Source organism: Cellulomonas sp. McL0606 (genome assembly GCF_058248365.1).
In genome coordinates this window covers 1,222,309-1,242,213 of sequence record NZ_CM177779.1, presented here as the reverse complement: position 1 = coordinate 1,242,213, position 19,905 = coordinate 1,222,309, and the positions used below count along the sequence as shown (strand labels likewise).

Genomic DNA, 19,905 nt, shown 5'->3' with positions numbered 1-19,905 from the left:
CGCACGACCCGCGCGCCGAGGCGGCCTTGCGCGCGTTCGCGTCCCCCATGGCCGACCTCCCGGCGGGCGCGTTGTTCGGCACCGTCACGCACCGGGTGCTCGAGCTGGTCGACACCGCGGCCCCGGACCTCGCGGCCGAGGTGGCCCTGCAGTGCGCGAGCACCGGCGCACCCGACCTGGCCGACGCCCTGCTGCCCGCCATGCGCACCCCGCTCGGCCCGCTGGCGCTCAGCCGGGCCCTCGCCGACTTCGCCCCCGGTGACCGCCTCGCCGAGCTCGAGTTCGAGCTGCCGCTGGCCGGTGGCGACACCCGCGGCCCGTCGTCGTCCCGCACGATCCGCGACGTGGCCACCCTGCTGCGCGCGCACCTGGCCCCCGACGACCCGTTCGCGCCCTACGCCGACCGGCTCGACGGCCTGACCGGCTCGGCACTGCGCGGCTACCTCACCGGGTCGATCGACGCGGTCCTGCGGGTGCCCGCCGCGGCGAGTCACCGCTACCTCGTCGTGGACTACAAGACCAACCGCCTCGGCGCGTTCGACGAGCCGCTGAGCATGTGGCACTACCGCCCCGAGGCGACCCTGGCCGCGATGACGGACGCCCACTACCCGCTGCAGCTCCTCCTGTACTCGGCCGCGCTGCACCGCTACCTGCGCTGGCGGCTGCCGGCGTACGACCCGGCCGAACACCTCGGCGGCGGCCTCTACCTGTTCCTGCGCGGCATGGCCGGGCCCACGACGCCGGCGTCACCGGACGGTGTCCCGTTCGGGGTCGTCTCCTGGCGACCGCCCGCGCCGCTCGTCGTCGCCCTCTCGGACCTGCTGGCCGGAGCCCGCCCATGACCGTCTCGTTCGTTGACGACGACGGCGCCGCCCCCACCGTCCCGTGGCGCGTGACCGGCCAACTGGCGCCCTTCGTGAGCGCCGGGGTCCTCGAGGCGGCCGACGTGCACGTCGCCCGCCGCCTCGGGGTCATCGGCGGCGAGCCCGACGAGCGCGTCCTGCTCGCCGCCGCGCTGGCGGTCTCGGCGGTCCGCGGCGGATCGGTGTGCGTCGTGCTCGCCGACGTCGAGCAGGACGCGCTGCCCCTCGACGCCTGGCACGCGGCCCTGCGCCGCAGCCCGCTGGTTGCCGACGGCCCGGACGGTCCGCCGGACCGCCCGCTGCGCTGGGTGGACGGTCGCGTCTACCTCGACCGCTACTGGCGCGACGAACAGACCGTCCGGAGGGCCATCAGCGACGCGGGACCGGCGACGGCCGACCTCGCGGCCCTCGGCGCGGCGGAAGCCCGCCTGTTCCCCGACCCGGCCGACGACGCCCAGCGGGCGGCGCTGCAGACCGCGGCGACCTCCCGCCTGACGGTCCTGACGGGCGGGCCGGGCACCGGCAAGACCACGACCGTGGCGCGTCTGGTCGCGGCCCTGCAGTCCGCCGCGGGCCCGGGTCTGCGGGTCGCGCTGGCCGCCCCGACCGGCAAGGCGGCCGCGCGCCTGCAGGAGTCGGTGCACGCCGAGGTCCAGCGGCTCACCGCTGCGGACCGCGCGGCGGTCGGGACGCTGGATGCGATGACGATCCACCGGCTGCTCGGCCGTCGGCGCGACTCGACCACCCGCTTCGCGCACGACCAGCTGCACCGCCTGCCGCACGACGTGGTCGTCGTCGACGAGTCGTCGATGGTCTCGCTGCCCCTCATGGCGCGCCTGACCGACGCCCTGCGCCCGGCCGCCCGGCTCGTCCTCGTCGGCGACCCCGACCAGCTGGCCAGCGTCGAGGCCGGCGCAGTGCTGGGTGATCTCGTCGCCGCCCTGCCCCGCGGGGTCGTGCGCCTCACCCGCGCGCACCGCTACGGCGCCGAGCTGGCGTCGCTGGCCGAGGCGATCCGCACGGGCGACGCGGACGCGACGCTCGACCTCCTGCGCTCGGCCGACCCGCACAGCGAGTGGGTTTCCCCCGCGTCCGACGACCGGCTGACGTCGTCCGACGTCGCGGCGCTGCGCTCCGAGATCGAGACGACGGGTCTGGCCCTGACGGGTGCGGCACGCGCCGGGAACGCCCCGGACGCCCTGCGCGCCCTCGGTGTGCACCGACTGCTGCTGGCCCACCGGGAGGGCCCGTTCGGGGTCGCCCACTGGGCCGCGACCGCCGAGTCGTGGGTCGCCGCGGCCACGGGTGGGCCGACCACCGACGCATGGCCGCTCGGCCGTCCGCTGCTCATCACGGAGAACAACCGCGCGATCGGCCTGTTCAACGGCGACACCGGCGTGGTCGTCGCCGACGGCCCGGGCGTCGCGGTGGCGTTCGGCGACCCCGACGACCCGCGCCTGGTCCGCCCCTACCAGCTGCCGACGGTCCAGCCGGTCCACGCGATGACCGTCCACCGCGGCCAGGGCAGCCAGTTCGCCCGCGTGACGCTGCTGCTGCCCCCGTCGTCGTCGCCCCTGCTCACCCGCGAGCTCCTGTACACCGCGGTCACCCGCGCCCGCGAGCACGTCCGGGTGATCGGCACCGAGGCGGCGATCCGCGCCGCCGTGGAACGGCCGGTCAGACGAGCCAGCGGCCTGCGCGAACCGCGCTGACGCATGGCCCGGCTGGCGCCCGACCGTTCACGGCGTCGCGTCGGCTACGTCGCGTCCTTCGACTCCAGGAGCGCGCCCGCGCTCTTGTCCGCGAAGGTCGTGATCGCCTGCTGGGCGGAGCCGAAGACCACCGCCAGGGCGAGCAGCTGTGCCAGGCCGCCCGTCTTCATCGTCGCGACGAGACCGCCCGCCACGAGCATCACCCCGACGACCGCGAGCAGCGGACCGATCGCCAGCTTCAGCAGCCGCTGCTGGATCGGCAGGCGGTACGGGAGCCCACCGGATCGGGCACGGATCGTCGTCGGGACCGCGGTGACGAACGCGCCGAGCGCCCCGGCGAGCATGACGAACGAGAGCAGGACCCACGGCGCACCGGTGAACCCGTCCGGCGCCGGCACGAGCGCGATGGTCGACACCATCGACTGCAGGACCACCAGCGCGACGATCGCCGCGACCGTCCAGGCCGTGATCCCGAGCATCCCGTTGCGGAGCCGCCGTGCGGCCTCGTAGAACGCGTCGGACGCTTCGTGGGACTGTCCGAGCAGGTCCCGCATGCCGCCGCGGAGCTGATCGAGGTCCTTGGGCGGAGTCCGCGACCACCCCACCGCCTGGACGAGCAGCCGGTTGTCCTTGGGCAGGTACTGCTCCGCCTCGGCGATGATCCCGTCGAGGCTCCCCTCGAGGTCCTGGCGCGACCGGTACATCACCAGCGCCCGGTCGACCCCGTGCAGCGTCTGCCAGACGGCCTCGATCCGGGCGCCCGTGAACCACTCGCGCGGACCCTGTGCCCGCTCGGGCCCCCTGCCCGAGTCAGCTGCCGCTCCCGATCAGCAGGCGGTCGACGTCGTCAAGATTCCTCCGGAGCATGTGCGCGGCGTCGTCGGGGATCCCGCCGGCCAGCTCCTCGATGCGGCACACCAGTCTCGTCGTCGCATCTCCGGCTTGGCCTGCCACGAGGCGATCCCCCGGAACGGCTCCGCCGGCTGCTGCTGCGGCTGCGGTCGCGGCGGCGCCGCGACGGCACGACCCCTGCTTCTCGTCCGGCCGTCCGCCGCAGCCTGGGCTGCGGTCGGGTTCTTCGCGCTGACCGGTGTCCCTGTCGGATTCGACATCCCGCACGCTCCCGAGTCACGTGAACCGCGGCCGGTCGTCCAGGCTGCAGCTCCTGTCGAGGTGAGGAGCCGCGAGTCCGGCGTCCGATACATCAAGGCGCCGGTCCGGGAGGAGATCTCATGCTCGACCTGTACGCCACCTGTGCGCCTCGGTAGCGTCTAGGCGGGACGATCCGCACCGCGAGGGGACCACCGGTGGCAAAGACGGGCACCAAGGACACCAACAAGGCCCGCACCTGGATCGCGCTGACCATCGTCGGCGCCGGCATCGTCGGGATCGTCGCCATCTCGGCCGTCGCGCTGACCTCCGCGGCGGCCAAGGACCGGGCCGAGATGGCACGGCTCATCTTCTCCTCGGTGCTCCCGCTGATCGGCACCTGGGTGGGCGCGGTGCTCGCTTTCTACTTCTCCCGCGACAACCTCCAGGCGGCCGCCGAGACGACGCTCACTGCCATCCGGGCCGGTCAGGGCCTCACGGACGAGACGCGCGTGGCCAAGGTGATGATCCGCGTCGACCAGATCCGCCCGCAGCAGTCCGTCGCGGACGTCACCGCGGCGCAGGCGCTCGAGCTCAAGGGCCTGTTCGACGGGATGAAGTCGGCCGGGATGAGCAGGGTCCCCATCTTCTCGGCGGACAAGAAGGCGCTGTTCGTGGTGCACGAGCCGGACATCGACAAGTACGCCCAGGTCAAGGGCGTGACGGCCGCCGCGCTCGCCACCGTGGACACCATGCAGGCGCTGTGCGCGCAGTCGCCCGACCTGAACACCGCCGTCACCTCGTTCGGGACGGTGCTGCCGACGGCCACGATCGCCGACGCCCGGACGGCGCTCCGATCCGTCGTCGGCGCGAAGGACCTGTTCGTGACCGAGAACGGCAAAGCGGACGGGACCGTCGTCGGCTGGATCACGAACAGCGACCTGGCTCGCATGGACTGACGGCCCCGCGGCGGCCGGGCCGAGCACGGGAGTGCGGAGCGGCGACCGCACAAGCAGGTCGCCGCTCCGCCCCCGGCCTACTGCAGCACCGGCGCCAGGGCGCCGATCAGCGTGTGGCTGTCGGAGTCCTGGCTGATCTCCCAGGCCATCGCACCGCGCAGGTGCAGGGCCTTGATGAGCTTGGTGCGCTCACCGATCGACCGCGGGCTGGAGAAGGCGATCACGGTCGGGACGGTGGCCGCCCCGGTCGTGAGGTTGTGGGGCGCGGCCGGGTTGGACAGGTACGGCTCGCCCGCCAAGAGGTCCCAGTTGACCGTGTATCCGGCACCGCCGGTGACGCCCGCCGCATCGACGTAGCCGCCCTGGTCGACCAGTGCGTGATAGGTCGGCTGAGGCGCGAGGTCGGCGTCGAGCGCGTTCGGGTCCAGACCGGTGTTGTCGAAGGCCGTGTACAGGCCGTGGTTGGCCGAACCCGTGCGCAGGTACTGCTGGCCGTAGAACGGCACCCCGACGACGATCTTGCTGGCCGGCACGCCGTTGAGCAGGTAGTAGGCGACGGTGCCGGTCGTGTTCCAGGTCAGGTTGGAGGCGTTGGGGTCGCGCGGGTCGTACGTGAACAGGGTGTTGGGCGACGCCTTCGGGCCGCTGGCCACGTTGAAGTCGTACGTCATCACGTTGTCCCAGTCGAGGTACTTCGAGAAGTCCTTCAGCTCGTAGTACTTGGTCGAGCTGGTGGCCGCCGGGAGCGCCGCGGTGAGCAGATAGTGCTTGCCGGTCGTGGTGCCGTACGCGTCGAGCTGCTTGCGGAACTCGGCGGCCAGCAGCGTGGCGTTGTGCCGGTCGGCGGGACCGACGTCGTTGTTCCCGCCGGCCACCTGGGTCGGGTACTCCCAGTCGAGGTCGATGCCGTCGAACAGGCCGGCCGCCGCTCCCGCACCACCGGCGCCCGCGGGCCAGCCGCCGCCGGGCAGGTTGCCCTTGATGAACGTGTCGATGCACGACGCGACGAACGACTGCCGCAGCTGCGGGGTGGACGCCAGGGTGGAGAACCACGTCGACTTGGTCCAGCCGCCGAGGGAGATCTCGACCTTGAGACCCGGGTTCGCGGCCTTCAGCTTCTGCAGCTGGTTGAAGTTGCCGAACAGGTGCTGGTCCAGGTTGTTCGGGTCGTCCGCGACGCCGTCGACGGTGTTGTCACCCGTCCAGTAGACCTGCTGGTAGTCGGCCCACGGATCGAGGATCCCGCAGCTCGCGGTGCCGGTGGTCGGGTCGTACGTGGGGACGCCGAACGCGTACTGGATGACGTTCAGCTGGGTGGCCGGGATGTCCTTGACGTCATAGCCGCGGCCGTAGACGTCCCAGTCGGCGAAGTAGGCCGACACCACCTTGCTGGGCGCGTCCGGAGACGGCGCTGCGGCCTGCGCGGGCAGGGGCGCGAGGAGCACCGCGCTCGCGCCGAGCGCGAGGGCGGCAGACACGGACAACCGGCGGGAACGACGCATGGGGGCTCTCCCTGACACTGTGGAAGTCGGACCGTGGATTTGTAAGTACTCCTACCAAATAGGAATACCCCCACCCTATGGCCCGATGTCCGATCCGCGTCAAGAGTCCGGTTCGTCCGACACCCGATGCGCCGAGCGCTCAGGACCCCGCGCGCCGCAGCACCTCCTCCGCGTGCTTGAGCACCGGGCCGTCGACCAGCCGCCCGTCCAGGCGGAACGCGCCGTGCTCGCCCACGGCCGCGGCGAGCACCCCGCGCGCCCACGCGACCTCGGCCGGCTGCGGCGCGTACGCGGCGCGGACCACGTCGACCTGCGACGGATGGATGCACGCCGTGGCGGTGAATCCGCTGGCCGCGGCGTCGAGCGCCTCGGCCGCTAGACCGTCGACGTCGCCGATGTCCAGGTGCACCGCGTCGACGGCCGCCTTGCCGTACGCGCGCGCCGCGAGCAGGACCGCGGACCGGGCGTGCGAGGCGACCGCTCGGTACGCCCCCGACGGTCCCCGGCTCGAGATGCCGCCGAGCGACGCGACGAGGTCCTCGGCTCCCCACATCAGGCCGACGACGTTCGGTTCGGCGGCGATCGACGCGACGTCGACCACCCCGGCCGCGGTCTCGACGAGGGCCACGACGTCGTAGCGGGCCAGCGGCCGGACGTCGTCGGCCGACGAGGTCTTGGCCAGCATCACGGTCCGGTACGGCGTCGCCATGAGCGCCCGCAGGTCGGCGCAGAGGTCGTCGGTGCCCGCAGGGTTGATCCGGACGATCGTGCGCGCCGGGTCCAGCAGCGTTGTGCAGAGCGCCGCGCGCGCAGCCTCCTTGGCGTCGGGGTTGACCGCATCCTCCAGGTCGAGGATCACGGCGTCCGCCCGGGCCGCGGCCTTGGCGTAGCGATCGGGCCGGTCGGCGGGGCAGAAGAGCAGCGCCGGCGCCATCGCGAAGCCGGTCACGGCGCGGCGTCCCGGCACCAGAACAGGACGGTCCGGGTCGCAGTCGCGACGACGACCTCGTCCTGGTTCCGGCCCGTGTGCTCGAGCGTCACCACGCCCTGCCCAGGCCGCGACCGTGAGAGCCGCTTGTCCAGCACGACCGTGGACGCATAGAGCGTGTCACCGTGGAACAGCGGGTGCCCGAAGCGCACGTCGGTGAGACCGAGGTTGGCGACGATCGTGCCCTGCGTCAGCTGCCCGACCGAGCTTGCCGACCAGGACGGCCAGGGTCATCATCGAGTTCACCAGCCGCTGCCCGAACGGCTGTCCGGCGGACCAGGCGGCGTCGAGGTGCAGCGGCTGGCCGTTCATGGTCAACGTGCTGAACAGGACGTTGTCCGCCTCGGTCAGGGTGCGCCCGGGTCGGTGCAGGTACCGGGTGCCCAGCTCGCTCCTCGTAGTAGAGGCCCCGCTGCTCGACCTCCCGCGTCATCGCGGAGCGCCCGCCCCGGCCAGCCCCAGCTCGCGCGCGATCACCATGAGCTGGACCTCCGTCGTCCCCTCCCCGATCTCGAGGATCTTCGAGTCGCGGTAGTGGCGGGCCACCGGGTTCTTGTTCAGGACGCCGTTGCCGCCGAAGATCTGCGCCGCGTCGCGCGCGTTGTCCATCGCCGCCTCACTGCCGATCAGCTTGGCCAGGCTGGCCTCGAGCTTGAACGGCCGACCCGCGACCAGCCGGCTTGCGGCGTCGTACCAGGCCAGGCGCGCGGAGTGCACGCGGGCCTCCATCCGGGCGATCGTGAACGCGATGTGCTGGAACTCCGCGATGGGGTGGCCGAACACGTTGCGCTTCTTGGCGTAGCGCGTGGCCTCCTCGAGGCAGCCCTGCGCCGCACCGGTGCACAGCGCGGCGAACGCGACGCGACCCTCGTCGAGGGTCCGGATGAACGAGGCGAACCCGCGGCCGCGCTCACCCAGCAGGTTCTCCGCCGGTACGCGCACGTCCTCGAAGAGCAGCGGGTGGGTGTCCGACGTGTGCCAGCCGACCTTGTCGTAGGGCGGCAGGACCGTGAAGCCGGGCGTCCCGCTGGGCACCAGGATCGCCGTCAGCTCCTTCTTCGCCGAGCCGTCCGGCCGGACGCTCTCGCCGGTCACCGCCGTGATCGTCACCAACCGCGTGATCCTGGTGCCCGAGTTGGTGATGAACTGCTTGGTGCCGTTGATGACCCACTGGCCGTCGTCGAGAACCGCCGTGGTCCGGGTGCCGGCCGCGTCCGAGCCCGCCTCGGCCTCCGTCAGCCCGAAGGCCGCCAGCGCGCGGCCCTGCGTGAGCATCGGCAGCCACTCCTGCTTCTGGGCCTCCGTCCCGTCGCGGAACACCGGCATCGCCCCGAGGCCGACGCCCGCCTCGAGCGTGACCGCGATGGACTGGTCGACGCGGGCCAGCTGCTCCACCGCGAGGCAGAGGTCGACGTAGGTCCGGCCGCGGCCGCCGTACTGCTCCGGGAAGGGCAGGCCGAACAGCCCCATCTCCCCCATCTGGCCGATGATCTCGTAGGGCAGCTCGCGCAGCGTGTCGTACGTGTAGGCGGCGGGGGCGACGACCGTGTCGGCGAAGTCGCGCACCTCGTCGCTCAGGCGCTGCTGCTCGGGGGTCAGTCCGTAAGCTCATTGCGGATCCCTTCGTGGGGGCGTGCCCGTGATGGTGGCGACCACGCGGTCGAGGGCCACCTGCTCGGTCGGTCGGACCGAGAGCGTGACGACGCCGTCGCAGGGCGCGGCGATCCGGTGCTCCATCTTCATGGCCTCGATGGTCAGCAGGACCTGGCCGGCGACGACGGTGTCTCCGGTGGCGACGTCGATCGAGACGACGGTGCCGGGCATGGGCGACCGGACCTGCGGGTCGACCGGGCGCGCGTCGCGGGTGCGGTCGGCGAGCTCGCCGACCATCCGCTCGAGGCGGCTGCGGACGCGGAAGCTCGAACGCCGACCCGCCCTCACCCACCCACGTGACGGGTCCGTCGGACGCGACGCGCGGCCGGTGCACCACGCCGTCGACCTCGACCGATCCACCGGCGCCGGCGGTCACGGGCGGGTGTCCGGCGACGGTCACCGCCGTGCCGAGCACCTCGACCTCGACGCCGTCGACGTCGTACCGGACCGGGCGCGGGTCGCCCAGCCGCCAGCCGTCGAGGCGCCAGGCGTCCGCGGTCGTTCCGGAGGACCGCACCAGCACGACCGCGGCGTAGGCCTCGACCGGCGGCGTGCGCGGCGCCAGCCGCGGGATGAGGCGACCGAGCAGGCCCGTGTCGAGCCGACCGGCCCGGACGTCGCCGTCGGCCAGCACGGTGCGGAGGAACTCGATGTTGGTCCGCACGCCGAGCACGGTGGTCCGGGCCAGCGCAGCGTCCAGCCGCGCGATCGCCCCGTCGCGCGTCGGCGCCCACGCGACCACCTTGGCGAGCATCGGGTCGTAGGTGGACCCGACCGTCAGGCCCTCGACCAGGGAGCTGTCGACCCGGACCCCCTCGCCCGAGGGTTCGTCGAGCGCGAGCACGCGCCCGGCCGACGGAAGGAATCCTCGAGCCGGGTCCTCGGCGTAGACGCGCGCCTCGACCGCGTGGCCCGTCAGCACCACGTCCTCCTGCGCGACCGTCAGGTGCTCGCCCGCGGCGATCCGCAGCTGCCACTCGACCAGGTCGAGGCCCGTGACCAGCTCGGTGACGGGGTGCTCCACCTGCAGCCGGGTGTTCATCTCCATGAAGAAGAACTCCGTCGGTGCCTCGTCGGACACCAGGAACTCGACGGTCCCCGCGCCGACGTAGCCGACGCTGCGCGCCACCTCGCACGCCGCCAAGCCGATCCGGTCTCGCGTCGCGGCCGACAGCAGCGGCGACGGCGCCTCCTCGACGACCTTCTGGTGCCGGCGCTGCAGGGAGCACTCGCGCTCGCCGAGGTGGATGACGTGCTCGAAGCCGTCGGCCAGCAGCTGCACCTCGATGTGCCGCGGGGTGCTCACGAGGCGTTCGACCAGGAGCGTGTCGTCGCCGAACGCCGCGGCGGCCACGCGCCGGGAGCCCCCGAGCGCGGCGGGCAGGTCCGCCCGGTCGACGACGACGGTCATGCCCTTGCCGCCCCCGCCCGCCGACGGCTTCACCAGCAACGGGTACCCGACGCGGTCGGCGGCGTCGTCGTCGCCGGTCCCGGTCAGCGCCGCCCCGGGGATCACCGGCACACCCGCCGCCGACACGTGCTCCTTGGCGCGGATCTTGTCGGCCATGACCTCCAGGGCCTTGACGCCGGGCCCGACGAAGACGAACCCGGCCGCCTCGCACGCCCGCGCCAGGTCGGCGTTCTCGGAGAGGAAGCCGTAGCCGGGGTGGATCGCCTCCGCACCGGTCGCCGCGGCCGCCTGCACCACGTCACCGATCGACAGGTAGCTCCCGATCCGCACCGCCTCGTCGGCGCGCGCGACGTGCAGCGCGTCGCGATCCTCCGGCGTGTACACCGCCACAGCCCGTATCCCCATGCGGTGCAGCGTCGCGATCACGCGGCAGGCGATCTCTCCGCGGTTGGCCACGAGAACGGTCCGGAACACGGCGGTCACATCCGGAACAGGCCGAGGCGCGGCTCGTCCAGCGGCACCGCCGCACACACGTCGAGGGCCATGCCGAGCAGCCGCCGGGTGTCGGCGGGGTCGATGATCCCGTCGTCCCACAGCCGTGCGGTGGCGTAGTACGGGCTGCCCTGGGTCTCGTACTGCTCGCGCAGGGGCGCCTTGAAGTCCTCCTCGTCCTCGAGGCTCCAGTCATCGCCCAGCTGGTCGCGGCGGACCGTCGCCAGCACCGACGCCGCCTGCGGCCCGCCCATCACCGAGATCCGGCTGGCGGGCCACATCCACAAGAACCGCGGGTCGTAGGCGCGCCCGCACATCGAGTAGTTGCCCGCCCCGAACGAGCCGCCGATGACGACCGTCAGCTTGGGCACGCGGGTGGTCGCGACGGCCGTCACCATCTTGGCGCCATGCTTCGCGATGCCGCCGGCCTCGTAGTCCCGGCCGACCATGAAGCCGTTGATGTTCTGCAGGAACACGAGCGGGATGCCGCGCTGGTCGCACAGCTCGACGAAGTGCGCACCCTTGAGCGCCGACTCGCTGAACAGCACGCCGTTGTTCGCGACGACGCCCACGGGGTGCCCGTGCAGGCGCGCGAAACCGGTCACCAGCGTCGTGCCGTACTCGCGCTTGAACTCGTGCAGCTCGCTGGCGTCGACCAGCCGCGCGATGACCTCGCGCACGTCGTACGGGGTGAGCAGGTCGGTCGGGACGACGCCGTACAGCTGACCCTCGTCCACGGCGGGCGGTCGGCTCTCCGTGACGTCCCAGGCCTGGTGGCGCGAGACGGGCAGGGTGGCGACGATGTCCCGCACGATCTGCAGCGCGTGCGCATCGTTCTCGGCCAGGTGGTCGACGACGCCCGACCTGCGCGCGTGCAGCTCGCCGCCGCCCAGGTCCTCCGCGCTCACCACCTCGCCGGTCGCCGCCTTCACCAGCGGCGGCCCGCCCAGGAAGATCGTCCCCTGGCCGCGCACGATCACGGTCTCGTCGCTCATCGCGGGGACGTACGCGCCGCCGGCCGTGCAGGAGCCCATCACGCACGCGACCTGCGGGATCCCCTGCGCGGACATCCGCGCCTGGTTGAAGAAGATGCGACCGAAGTGGTCCCGGTCGGGGAACACCTCGTCCTGCTTGGGCAGGTAGGCGCCCCCGGAGTCGACGAGGTACAGGCACGGCAGCCGGTTCTCGAGCGCGATCTCCTGCGCCCGCAGGTGCTTCTTCACCGTCAGCGGGTAGTAGGTGCCACCCTTCACGGTCGCGTCGTTGGACAGCACCATGACGTGCCGGCCGTGCACGAGCCCGATCCCGGCGATCACCCCGGCGCCCGGCGCCTCGCCGTCGTAGAGCCCGTCGGCGGCCAGCGGCGCCACCTCGAGAAAGGGGCTGCCGTCGTCGAGGAGCACGTCGATCCGCTCGCGGGGCAGCAGCTTGCCGCGGGCGACGTGCCGATCCCGCGACTTCTGCGGGCCGCCTTCGGCCACCGTGCGGAGCCTCGCGTCCAGCTCCGCGACGAGGGCGCGCTGGGCCGCGTCGTTCGCGCGGTAGGCGTCGGCCGTCGGGTCGGCCGCGGTGGCGAGCATCTCCATCGACGCTGTCTCCAAGGGGTGGCTGGAGCACACTTGAGTTAGGGGTCGCTAACTGAAATCAGGCTACAGTTCGTGCAGACCGTTGTCCACGGAAGGAGTGCCGTGACGCTGGATGCCGCCCCGACCGCCCGCGGCCGCGCCAAGGCCGAACGGCGAGCCGCGCTGCTGTCGTCGGCCGCCCACCTGTTCGCCACGCGGGGCTTCGACGGCGTGTCCATCGAGGACCTCGGCTCGTCGGTCGGGATCAGCGGGCCCGCCGTGTACCGGCACTTCGCCGGCAAGCAGGCCGTGCTCGCCGCCCTCCTCGTCGGGGTCAGCGAGGGTCTGCTCGTGGGCGGTCGCGCCGTGGTCGCGGCCGCCGACGACGACCCAGCCGCCCTGCGCGCGCTGGTCCGGTTCCACGTCGACTTCGCCCTGCGCGACCCCGACGTCATCCGCGTGCAGGACCGCGACCTGGCCGCGCTCACCGCACACGACCGCGAGTCGGTCCGTGACCTGCAGCGCCGCTACGTCGACCTGTGGGTCGACGTGCTCGGCCGGCTGAGCCCCTCGACCGAGCGCGCCGAGCTCCGGCTGCGCGCGCAGGCGACGTTCGGGCTGCTCAACTCGACGCCGCACAGCGCGCGGTCGGTCACCCTGACCCGAACCCGCACGCTGCTGGCGCAGATGGCGCTGGCCGCGCTCGGCCACTGAACCCCTACACCAGGCTCAGCACCGATCCCGGGCGCGCCAGGACCCCGCCGACGTCGGTGAGGAAGTGGGCCGCCTCGGCGCCATCGACGAGGCGGTGGTCGAAGGAGACGCTCAGCGTCATGACGTGCCGCAGGGCGATCTGGTCCTGGAACTCCCACGGCTGCCGACGGATCGCGCCCATCGCGAGGATCGCCGCCTGGCCGGGCACCAGGATCGGCGTGCCGGTGTCCACGCCGAGCACCCCGATGTTGGTGATCGTGATCGTGCCTCCGGTCAGGTCGGCCGGCGTCGTGGTGCCCGCCCGCGCGGCCTCGGTGAGGGCGGCGATCGCGTCGGCCAGCTCCGGCAGCCGGAGCCGGTCGGCGTCCTTGATGCTCGGCACCAGCAGCCCGCGCGGGGTCGCCGCCGCGATGCCGAGGTCCACGTAGCCGTACTGGACGATCTCGCCGGCGCCCTCGTCCCAGTGCGCGTTGAGCGTGGGGTTGCGGTGCAGCGCGATCGTCACCGCCTTGGCCACCAGCGTCAGCACGGTGATCCGGTGACCCGCGAGCGAGCGGTCGGCGCGGAACGCCTCGAGCAGCTCGATGGCCGGGGTGACGTCGACCGTGAGCGAGGTCGACGCGTGCGGAGCCGTGAACGCGCTGGCCACCATGGCCGCGGCGGTCTGCTTGCGGACGCCCGCGACGGGGATGCGGACCTCCCGCGCCGTGCTGTCCGGCTCGGCGCGGGGCGGAGCGGGCTCCGCCTTCGGGGCCGGGGTCCGGGCCGGGGCCGGGGTGTGCGGCCTGGGCCGGTGCGCGCTGAGCGCCGGGCCGTTGCCCGACACGATCCGGAGCACGTCCTCGCGGGTGATCGCGCCGTCCGTGCCGGTCCCCTCCACCCAGTCGAGGTCGACGCCCAGGTCGTGCGCGAAGCTGCGGACCAGCGGATTGAGCGTGCCCCGGGGGACGCCCGGGCCTCGCGGTGCGGGTTCGGCGACCGGGTGGCCGGCCGACCAGCCCGCCGAGCGGGACCGACGCGTCGGCCTCGTCGACCCCTCGACCAGCGGCCCGTACCCGACCAGCACGGACACCCGCTCGGGCGCCGCCGGCGGGTGCGGGTCGTCGACCACGGCGGGGACCTCGACGGCGATCGTCAGGAGCGGCGCGCCGACGGGCACGGTCGCTCCGGGCGCGACCAGCAGCTCCGCCACGACCCCGGCGTAGGGCGACGGCAGCTGGACCAGCGCCTTCGCCGTCTCCACCTCGGCCACCACCTGGTTGAGCTCGACGGTGTCGCCGACGGCGACCGTCCACTCGACCAGCTCCGACTCCGTGAGGCCCTCGCCCAGGTCGGGCAGCGTGATCGTCCGGACCGTGGTGCTCATGACGCCCTCCACCCTGTCAGGGGAGCTCGCTCTGCCCAGGACGCGGTCGACGGCATCGAGGATGCGGTCGAGGTCCGGCAGGAAGTGCTCCTCCACCTTCGCCGCCGGGTACGGCGTGTCGAACCCGGTCACCCGCTCGGGGGCCGCCCGGAGCGCGTCGAAGCAGCGGTCGACGACCCCCGCGACGATCTCCGCACCGAGACCGCCGCTGCGCTGGGCCTCGTGCGCGACCACCAGCCGACCGGTCTTGCGCACGGACGCCTCGACGGTGTCGAGGTCGAGCGGCGACAGCGAACGCAGGTCGACCACCTCGATCGACAGCCCGTCGTCCCGCGCCGCGAGCGCGGCGTCCCGGGCGGTCACGACGAGCGGGCCGTAGGCGACGACCGTGGCGTCGGAACCCTCGACCACCACCCGCGCGCGGTCCAGCGGCAGAGCGTCGTGCACGGTCTCCTCGACCTCGCCCTTGACCCAGTAGCGCCGCTTCGGCTCGAAGAAGACGACGGGGTCGTCGCACGCGATCGCCTGCCGGATCATCGTGTGCGCGTCCTGCGGACCGGCGCACGTGACCACGCGCAGACCCGGGGTGTGCGCGAAGTAGGCCTCGGGCGACTCGGAGTGGTGCTCGACCGCGCCGATGCCGCCGCCGTACGGGATGCGCACCGTGATGGGCATCCGGACCGCGCCGCCGGTGCGGTAGTGGATGCGCGCCACCTGCGTGACCAGCTGGTCGACGGCGGGGAACACGAAGCCGTCGAACTGGATCTCGACCACCGGGCGGTACCCCCGGTACGCGAGGCCGACGGCGACGCCCATCATCCCGGACTCGGCCAGCGGTGCGTCCATCACGCGGTCGGCGCCGAAGTCGCGCTGCAGCCCGTCGGTCACCCGGAACACTCCCCCGAGCCGGCCGATGTCCTCGCCCAGCAGCACCACGGTCGGGTCGTCGTCGAGCGCGTGCCGCAGGCCCGAGGTGAGCGCCGCGGCCATCGTCATGGTGGCCATCAGGCGTCGCCCCCCTCGAACATCGCCAGGTAGGCGGCGTACTGGCTGCGTTGACGTTCCAGCGGTGCGGTCGGTTCGACGTAGACGTGGTCGAACACGCTCAGCGGCTCCGGGTCGGGCAGGCCGTAGCAGGCCTCGCGCATCGCGGACGCGAACGCGTCGGCCGTCCGAGTGATCGCTGCGGTGCGCTCCTCGGGCAGCCGCAGGAGGCGCTCGAGCCGGGCGATCGGGTCCTTCGCCGCCCACGCCGCCTTCTGCGACGGCTCGACGTAGCGCGTCGGGTCGTCGGACGTGGTGTGCGGACCCATCCGGTAGGTGACCGCCTCGATGAAGGTGGGGCCGTCGCCGCGTCGTGCCCGGTCCAGGGCGACGCGCGTCGCGGCGAGGACGGCGAGGACGTCGTTGCCGTCCACCCGGATGCTGGGGATGCCGTAGCCCCACGCGCGCTCGGCGATCGGCCGCTGCGCCTGCAGGTCCACGGGCTCGGAGATCGCCCACTGGTTGTTCTGGCAGAAGAAGACGACCGGCGCCCGGAAGCTCGCGGCGAGCACCATCGCCTCGTGCACGTCGCCCTTGCTGGTGGCGCCGTCGCCGAAGTACGCGACCGCCACCGAGTCCACCCCGTCCTTGGCGCAGCCGAGCGCGTACCCGGTGGCGTGCAGGACCTGCGAGCCGATCATCACCTGCGGCGTCGCCATGCCGATGCTGCGCGGGTCCCATCCGGACAGCGCGGTTCCGCGCCAGACGCGCACGAGGTCACGGGGCTGCGCGCCGCGGCAGTACGCCACACCGTTCTCGCGATAGCTGGTGAAGACGAAGTCGTCGTCGCGCAGAGCCCGGGCCGAGCCGATCTGCGCGGCCTCCTGGCCCAGCAGCGGCGGCCACAGCCCGAGCTGCCCCTGCCGCTGGAGCGCGACGGCCTCGGTGTCGAAGCGGCGCGCGACGACCATGTCCTCGTAGAGGCTGGTGAGCTGCTCGTCGTCGACGTCGGCGACCACCGGGTCGTACACGGGGTCGTCCCGACGGACGCCGTCTGGCGTCACGAGCTGGACGAGATCGCCGGTCAGGGGCTGTTTCGTCGGCCGGGCAGGACTGACTGACACATCTGAACGCAACATGTTTCGCTCCGTTGGGGTGGCGGAGCCGTCGCTCTTGTGAAGCTGGGCCCCATTGCCTGATGTATCGCCAATGTAAGTCCATGAGAGCCGTCATGCCCATGCTTGGAGCGGGTGTCGTTTACCCCGAGTGCGCCAGGCGCGACCGGCGCACGGAGTAGCCGAAGTACACGACGAACCCCACGACGAGCCAGATCAGGAACCGCAGCCACGTCTCCACGGACAGGTTGAGCATCAGGTACAGGCACACCGCCGCGGACACGAGCGGCAGGACCGGCACCCAGGGCACCCGGAACGAGCGCGGCAGATCGGGACGCTTGCGGCGAAGCACCAGCACGCCCAGGCTGACCAGCACGAACGCGCTGAGCGTGCCGATGTTGACCATCTCCTCGAGCACCCCGACGGGCGTCAGCCCGGCGACGAGCGCCACGACGACAGTGACGACCACCGTGATCACCCAGGGCGTGCGGAACGTCGGGTGCACCTTGGCCAGCACGACGGGCAGCAAGTGGTCGCGGCTCATCGCGAAGATCACCCGGCTGCCGCCGATCATCAGAGTGAGCACCACGGTGGTCAGGCCCGCGACCGCGCCCGCGGAGATCACGGTCGCCATCCAGTCCTGGCCGTGCGCGGTGAACGCGTTCGCCAGTGCCGCCTCGGGGTCGAGCTTGTCCGTAGCTGACCATCCCGGTCACCACGATCGAGACGGCGCAGTAGAGGATCGTGCAGATGATCAGCGAGCCGATGATCCCGATCGGCAGGTCGCGCTGCGGGTTGCGGGTCTCCTCGGCGGTCGTCGCGACGACGTCGAACCCGATGAACGCGAAGAACACGAGCGCGGCGCCGGCGACCACCCCGCCCCAGCCGAACGTCGAAGGCTCGACGCCGGCGATCGCCTGCAGGAGCGGCTGGGTCAGCCCGGTGGTCGCCTCCGTGGCCTGCGCCGGCGGGATGAACGGACGGTAGTTGTCCCGGGAGATGAACTGGATGCCGGCGACGATCACGAAGAGCACCACGAACAGCTTGAGCGCGACGAGCACGAGGTTGACCCGCAACGACTCCTTGATCCCGATGGTGATGAGCACCCCGAGCACGACCACGAGCGCGATGGCCGGCAGGTCGACGACGCCGCCGTACCCGATCGACTCGGGGACGGTGACGCCGAGGTTGTCGAGCAGAACCCCGAGGTACGCGCTCCAGCCCTGCGCGACGACGCTGGCGCCCAGGAACATCTCGAGGATCAGGTCCCACCCGATGATCCACGCGAAGATCTCACCGAGGCTCGAGTAGCTGAACGTGTAGGCCGACCCGGAGACGGGGACGGTCGAGGCGAACTCGGCATAGCACATCGCCGCGAGCGCACAGCAGACCGCCGCGAAGACGAAGGACAGGACGATGGCCGGTCCCGCCACCTGGTGCGCCGCCCGACCGGTCAGCGTGAAGATGCCCGCGCCGATCACCACGCCGACGCCGAATACGATCAGGTCGAGCGCGCTCAGCGAGCGCTTGAGCTTGAACTCCGGCTCCTCGGAGTCCGCCATCGACTGCTCGACGGACTTGGTGCGCAACAGGCTCATGACCAGCTCCCCCGACTCGCCCCTGATGGTCAGGAAAAAGTGTCGCGGAACCTGGGGGGTCGCGCGCGACGGGTCGCTCCGCGCGCGCCGCACGTCGAAGTGGGACTACCGTCCAGTCGTCCGAATTGCCCCCTCAGGAGGAGATGTGACATGCGAGCACGCACCCGACGCTCGGTGATCGTCGCGACCGCGGTGGCCGCGACCCTCGCCGCGGCCGGCACCGCCTACGCCGTCACCGCCCAGCCCGCCATCTCGACGTCCACCCCGCACTCGGCCGACCAGGTCACCAACATCGACGTGCTGCGCCAGCAGATCCGCAACTACTACGGCGACCCGCTGGGCACCGGCGTGTTCGACCCGCAGGGCAACTACGCCAAGGAGGCGTCCGCGGTGGCCGACTCGGGCGCGCACTGGCTCGCCGCCAAGCAGCACGACCACGGCCACTGGGCCAAGGGCGACAACGCGACGAAGGCGATCGTCCTCGACGTCGACGACACCACGCTGACGACGTGGAACTACGAGCTGGTCAGCAACTGGGCCTACAACCCGACCACCAACGCCGACTACGTGAACGGCCAGCTGTTCCCCGCCACCCCGGGCATGGTGGCCATGGCCACCGCGGCCGCGCAGGAGGGCTACGCGGTCTTCTACCTGACCGGCCGCCCGACCTCCCAGGAGGCCGCGACGCTGGGCAACCTCACCGCCGACGGCATCGGTGTCGACGCCGGCTACCCGGCGCCCACGGCGCTCAACGACGGCGAGGACGGTCTGTTCACCAAGCCCGACGTCAGCGCCTACCCGGACTACCTCAAGGCGGCCTGCGCCGCCGACCCGGGCGGCAAGTGCACGACGATCCACTACAAGTCCGCCACCCGCGCCCACATCGAGTCGCTGGGCTACGACATCGTCGCGAACTTCGGCGACCAGTACAGCGACCTCAAGGGTGGCTCGGCGGACCGGACCTTCAAGATGCCGAACCCGAACTACTACCTGCCGTGAGGCGGTAGCGCGTCACGCGCATGACGTGGGACCGCTCCGCCAGCAGCGGGCGGAGCGGTCCCACGGCCAGTCGTCAGACCGGCCGGTACAGGTCCGCGGCGAACCGGTAGGCGTCGCCGCGGTACTTGTTGAAGCCGATGAGCACGGGGGTGCCGTCGCTCGTGTACGCCACCTCGTCGCCGACGAGCACCGCCGCACCGACGGTGGTCTCGAGGAGCCGGGCCAGGTCGGCGTCGGCCAGCGCCGCCGTCAGCGTGTACGCGGACCGGTGGATGGCGATCCCGCACCGCGAGCGCAGCTCGTCGTAGAGCGACGCGTCGGTCAGGTCGGCCTCAAGCAACCCAGCCGCCCGATGCTCGGGCAGAACGACGACGTCGAAGCACACCGGTGTGCCGTCCATCCCGCGCAGCCGGTCGATCTGGATGACCGGTGAGGCCGGAGCGATGCGCAGCTTGTCGGCCTCGTCCATGGTGGCCGGGCGCACCTCCTGGCGCAGGACCCGCGCGGTGGGACGCAGACCGCGCGCGTGGGCCATCTCGCTGAAGGTCTGGAGCGTGCTGGGGGGCTCGCCGATCACCTGGCGCGGCACGAACCAGCCGCGCTGGGCGGAACGGTGCACCTGCCCCTCGGACTCGAGCCGGCCGAGGCCCGCCCTCAAGGTCGCTCGGCTGACGCCGCTGCCTCGGAGAGCTCCCGCTCGCCCGGGAGGCGGGCGCCGGCCGCGAACCGACCCACTCGGAGGTGATGCGCCAGCTGCTCGTAGGCATGCTCGGCTGCCCTGGTTGTCGTCACGACCGGAACGGTACCAGTTGACTAACTGGATCACCAGTGGTCGATTCTGGATCACGACTGGACTAACTGGTTCATTTCTTGTTACGGTCCTCCCATCGGTCGA

13 protein-coding genes and 5 pseudogenes are annotated in these 19,905 nt (G+C 72.3%); 5 read left to right on the top strand and 13 right to left on the bottom strand.

Features of this window, described 5'->3' with window-relative positions:
• Positions 1-47 precede the first annotated feature (47 nt).
• Together AC38ZX_RS06240 and recD are read left to right on the top strand one after the other, a co-directional pair.
• Complete coding sequence (locus tag AC38ZX_RS06240) at positions 48-842, top strand: PD-(D/E)XK nuclease family protein (RefSeq protein ID WP_491296727.1); 795 nt, start codon at positions 48-50, stop codon at positions 840-842.
• Positions 839-2,575 (top strand): exodeoxyribonuclease V subunit alpha, encoded by a 1,737-nt coding sequence (gene recD / locus AC38ZX_RS06235; protein WP_491296726.1) that lies wholly within the window; start codon positions 839-841, stop codon positions 2,573-2,575. Before AC38ZX_RS06240 ends, recD begins: the two co-directional genes overlap by 4 nt.
• Before the next feature lie 44 nt (positions 2,576-2,619).
• Here the strand turns inward: recD and AC38ZX_RS06230 are convergent, their stop codons facing one another.
• Positions 2,620-3,279 (bottom strand): hypothetical protein, encoded by a 660-nt coding sequence (locus tag AC38ZX_RS06230; protein WP_491296725.1) that lies wholly within the window; start codon positions 3,277-3,279, stop codon positions 2,620-2,622.
• Positions 3,280-3,882: 603 nt separating this feature from the next.
• Here AC38ZX_RS06230 and AC38ZX_RS06225 point away from each other — a divergent pair.
• Entirely contained in the window at positions 3,883-4,623 is a 741-nt protein-coding gene (locus tag AC38ZX_RS06225; protein WP_426594996.1) for a hypothetical protein, read from the top strand.
• Between the two features lie 77 nt (positions 4,624-4,700).
• On the opposite strand, the gene AC38ZX_RS06220 is transcribed toward AC38ZX_RS06225, so the two are convergent.
• The 6 genes and pseudogenes from AC38ZX_RS06220 to AC38ZX_RS06195 all read right to left on the bottom strand — a co-directional run bounded on the left by AC38ZX_RS06220 (position 4,701) and on the right by AC38ZX_RS06195 (position 12,255).
• A complete protein-coding gene (locus tag AC38ZX_RS06220; RefSeq protein WP_491296723.1) occupies positions 4,701-6,125 on the bottom strand; it encodes a glycoside hydrolase family 18 protein in 1,425 nt (474 codons plus the stop codon).
• A gap of 139 nt (positions 6,126-6,264) precedes the next feature.
• Positions 6,265-7,059 carry an HpcH/HpaI aldolase/citrate lyase family protein gene (locus AC38ZX_RS06215; protein ID WP_491297319.1) on the bottom strand — a complete coding sequence of 265 codons (795 nt, stop codon included), beginning with the start codon at positions 7,057-7,059 and terminating at the stop codon, positions 6,265-6,267.
• Positions 7,060-7,070: 11 nt separating this feature from the next.
• Positions 7,071-7,546 (bottom strand): annotated as a pseudogene (locus AC38ZX_RS06210) (MaoC family dehydratase).
• Positions 7,543-8,712 carry an acyl-CoA dehydrogenase family protein gene (locus AC38ZX_RS06205; protein WP_491297318.1) on the bottom strand — a complete coding sequence of 390 codons (1,170 nt, stop codon included), beginning with the start codon at positions 8,710-8,712 and terminating at the stop codon, positions 7,543-7,545. The pseudogene AC38ZX_RS06210 and the gene AC38ZX_RS06205 overlap by 4 nt, the downstream one beginning before the upstream one ends.
• A gap of 9 nt (positions 8,713-8,721) precedes the next feature.
• Positions 8,722-10,651, bottom strand: a pseudogene (locus AC38ZX_RS06200) (acetyl/propionyl/methylcrotonyl-CoA carboxylase subunit alpha).
• Between the two features lie 5 nt (positions 10,652-10,656).
• Positions 10,657-12,255, bottom strand: coding sequence for a carboxyl transferase domain-containing protein (locus tag AC38ZX_RS06195; protein ID WP_491297317.1), 1,599 nt, complete (start codon positions 12,253-12,255; stop codon positions 10,657-10,659).
• Positions 12,256-12,357: 102 nt separating this feature from the next.
• Here AC38ZX_RS06195 and AC38ZX_RS06190 point away from each other — a divergent pair, with 102 nt between their 5' ends.
• Positions 12,358-12,948 carry an SACE_7040 family transcriptional regulator gene (locus AC38ZX_RS06190; protein WP_491296722.1) on the top strand — a complete coding sequence of 197 codons (591 nt, stop codon included), beginning with the start codon at positions 12,358-12,360 and terminating at the stop codon, positions 12,946-12,948.
• A gap of 4 nt (positions 12,949-12,952) precedes the next feature.
• On the opposite strand, the pseudogene AC38ZX_RS06185 reads toward AC38ZX_RS06190, so the two are convergent.
• From AC38ZX_RS06185 to AC38ZX_RS06170, 4 genes and pseudogenes are all read right to left on the bottom strand, one after another.
• A pseudogene (locus AC38ZX_RS06185) lies at positions 12,953-14,236 on the bottom strand (dihydrolipoamide acetyltransferase family protein); the annotation flags it as partial.
• A gap of 81 nt (positions 14,237-14,317) precedes the next feature.
• Positions 14,318-15,319: pseudogene (locus tag AC38ZX_RS06180) on the bottom strand (alpha-ketoacid dehydrogenase subunit beta); the annotation flags it as partial.
• Positions 15,319-16,437, bottom strand: a complete 1,119-nt coding sequence (pdhA, locus tag AC38ZX_RS06175) for a pyruvate dehydrogenase (acetyl-transferring) E1 component subunit alpha (RefSeq protein ID WP_491296721.1) — start codon at positions 16,435-16,437, stop codon at positions 15,319-15,321. The gene pdhA and the pseudogene AC38ZX_RS06180, both read right to left, overlap by 1 nt.
• A 118-nt stretch (positions 16,438-16,555) precedes the next feature.
• Positions 16,556-18,011: pseudogene (locus AC38ZX_RS06170) on the bottom strand (amino acid permease).
• Positions 18,012-18,161: 150 nt separating this feature from the next.
• Here AC38ZX_RS06170 and AC38ZX_RS06165 point away from each other — a divergent pair.
• A complete protein-coding gene (locus AC38ZX_RS06165; RefSeq protein ID WP_426594985.1) occupies positions 18,162-19,010 on the top strand; it encodes an HAD family acid phosphatase in 849 nt (282 codons plus the stop codon).
• Positions 19,011-19,083: 73 nt separating this feature from the next.
• On the opposite strand, the gene AC38ZX_RS06160 is transcribed toward AC38ZX_RS06165, so the two are convergent.
• Both AC38ZX_RS06160 and AC38ZX_RS06155 read right to left on the bottom strand, forming a co-directional pair.
• Positions 19,084-19,668 carry a GntR family transcriptional regulator gene (locus tag AC38ZX_RS06160; protein WP_491296719.1) on the bottom strand — a complete coding sequence of 195 codons (585 nt, stop codon included), beginning with the start codon at positions 19,666-19,668 and terminating at the stop codon, positions 19,084-19,086.
• Positions 19,665-19,745: a hypothetical protein gene (locus AC38ZX_RS06155; RefSeq protein ID WP_491297316.1), complete on the bottom strand. Its 81-nt coding sequence runs from the start codon at positions 19,743-19,745 to the stop codon at positions 19,665-19,667. The genes AC38ZX_RS06160 and AC38ZX_RS06155 overlap by 4 nt, the downstream gene beginning before the upstream one ends.
• Between the last annotated feature and the right edge of the window lie 160 nt (positions 19,746-19,905).

Coding starts and splice junctions, on each gene's coding strand:
- AC38ZX_RS06240 (WP_491296727.1), top strand. CDS start 48: ATGGCCGACCTCCCGGCGGGCGCGTTGTTCGGCACCGTCACGCACCGG.
- recD (WP_491296726.1), top strand. CDS start 839: ATGACCGTCTCGTTCGTTGACGACGACGGCGCCGCCCCCACCGTCCCG.
- AC38ZX_RS06230 (WP_491296725.1), bottom strand. CDS start 3,279: ATGTACCGGTCGCGCCAGGACCTCGAGGGGAGCCTCGACGGGATCATC.
- AC38ZX_RS06220 (WP_491296723.1), bottom strand. CDS start 6,125: ATGCGTCGTTCCCGCCGGTTGTCCGTGTCTGCCGCCCTCGCGCTCGGC.
- AC38ZX_RS06215 (WP_491297319.1), bottom strand. CDS start 7,059: ATGGCGCCGGCGCTGCTCTTCTGCCCCGCCGACCGGCCCGATCGCTAC.
- AC38ZX_RS06195 (WP_491297317.1), bottom strand. CDS start 12,255: ATGGAGATGCTCGCCACCGCGGCCGACCCGACGGCCGACGCCTACCGC.
- pdhA (WP_491296721.1), bottom strand. CDS start 16,437: ATGTTGCGTTCAGATGTGTCAGTCAGTCCTGCCCGGCCGACGAAACAG.
- AC38ZX_RS06165 (WP_426594985.1), top strand. CDS start 18,162: ATGCGAGCACGCACCCGACGCTCGGTGATCGTCGCGACCGCGGTGGCC.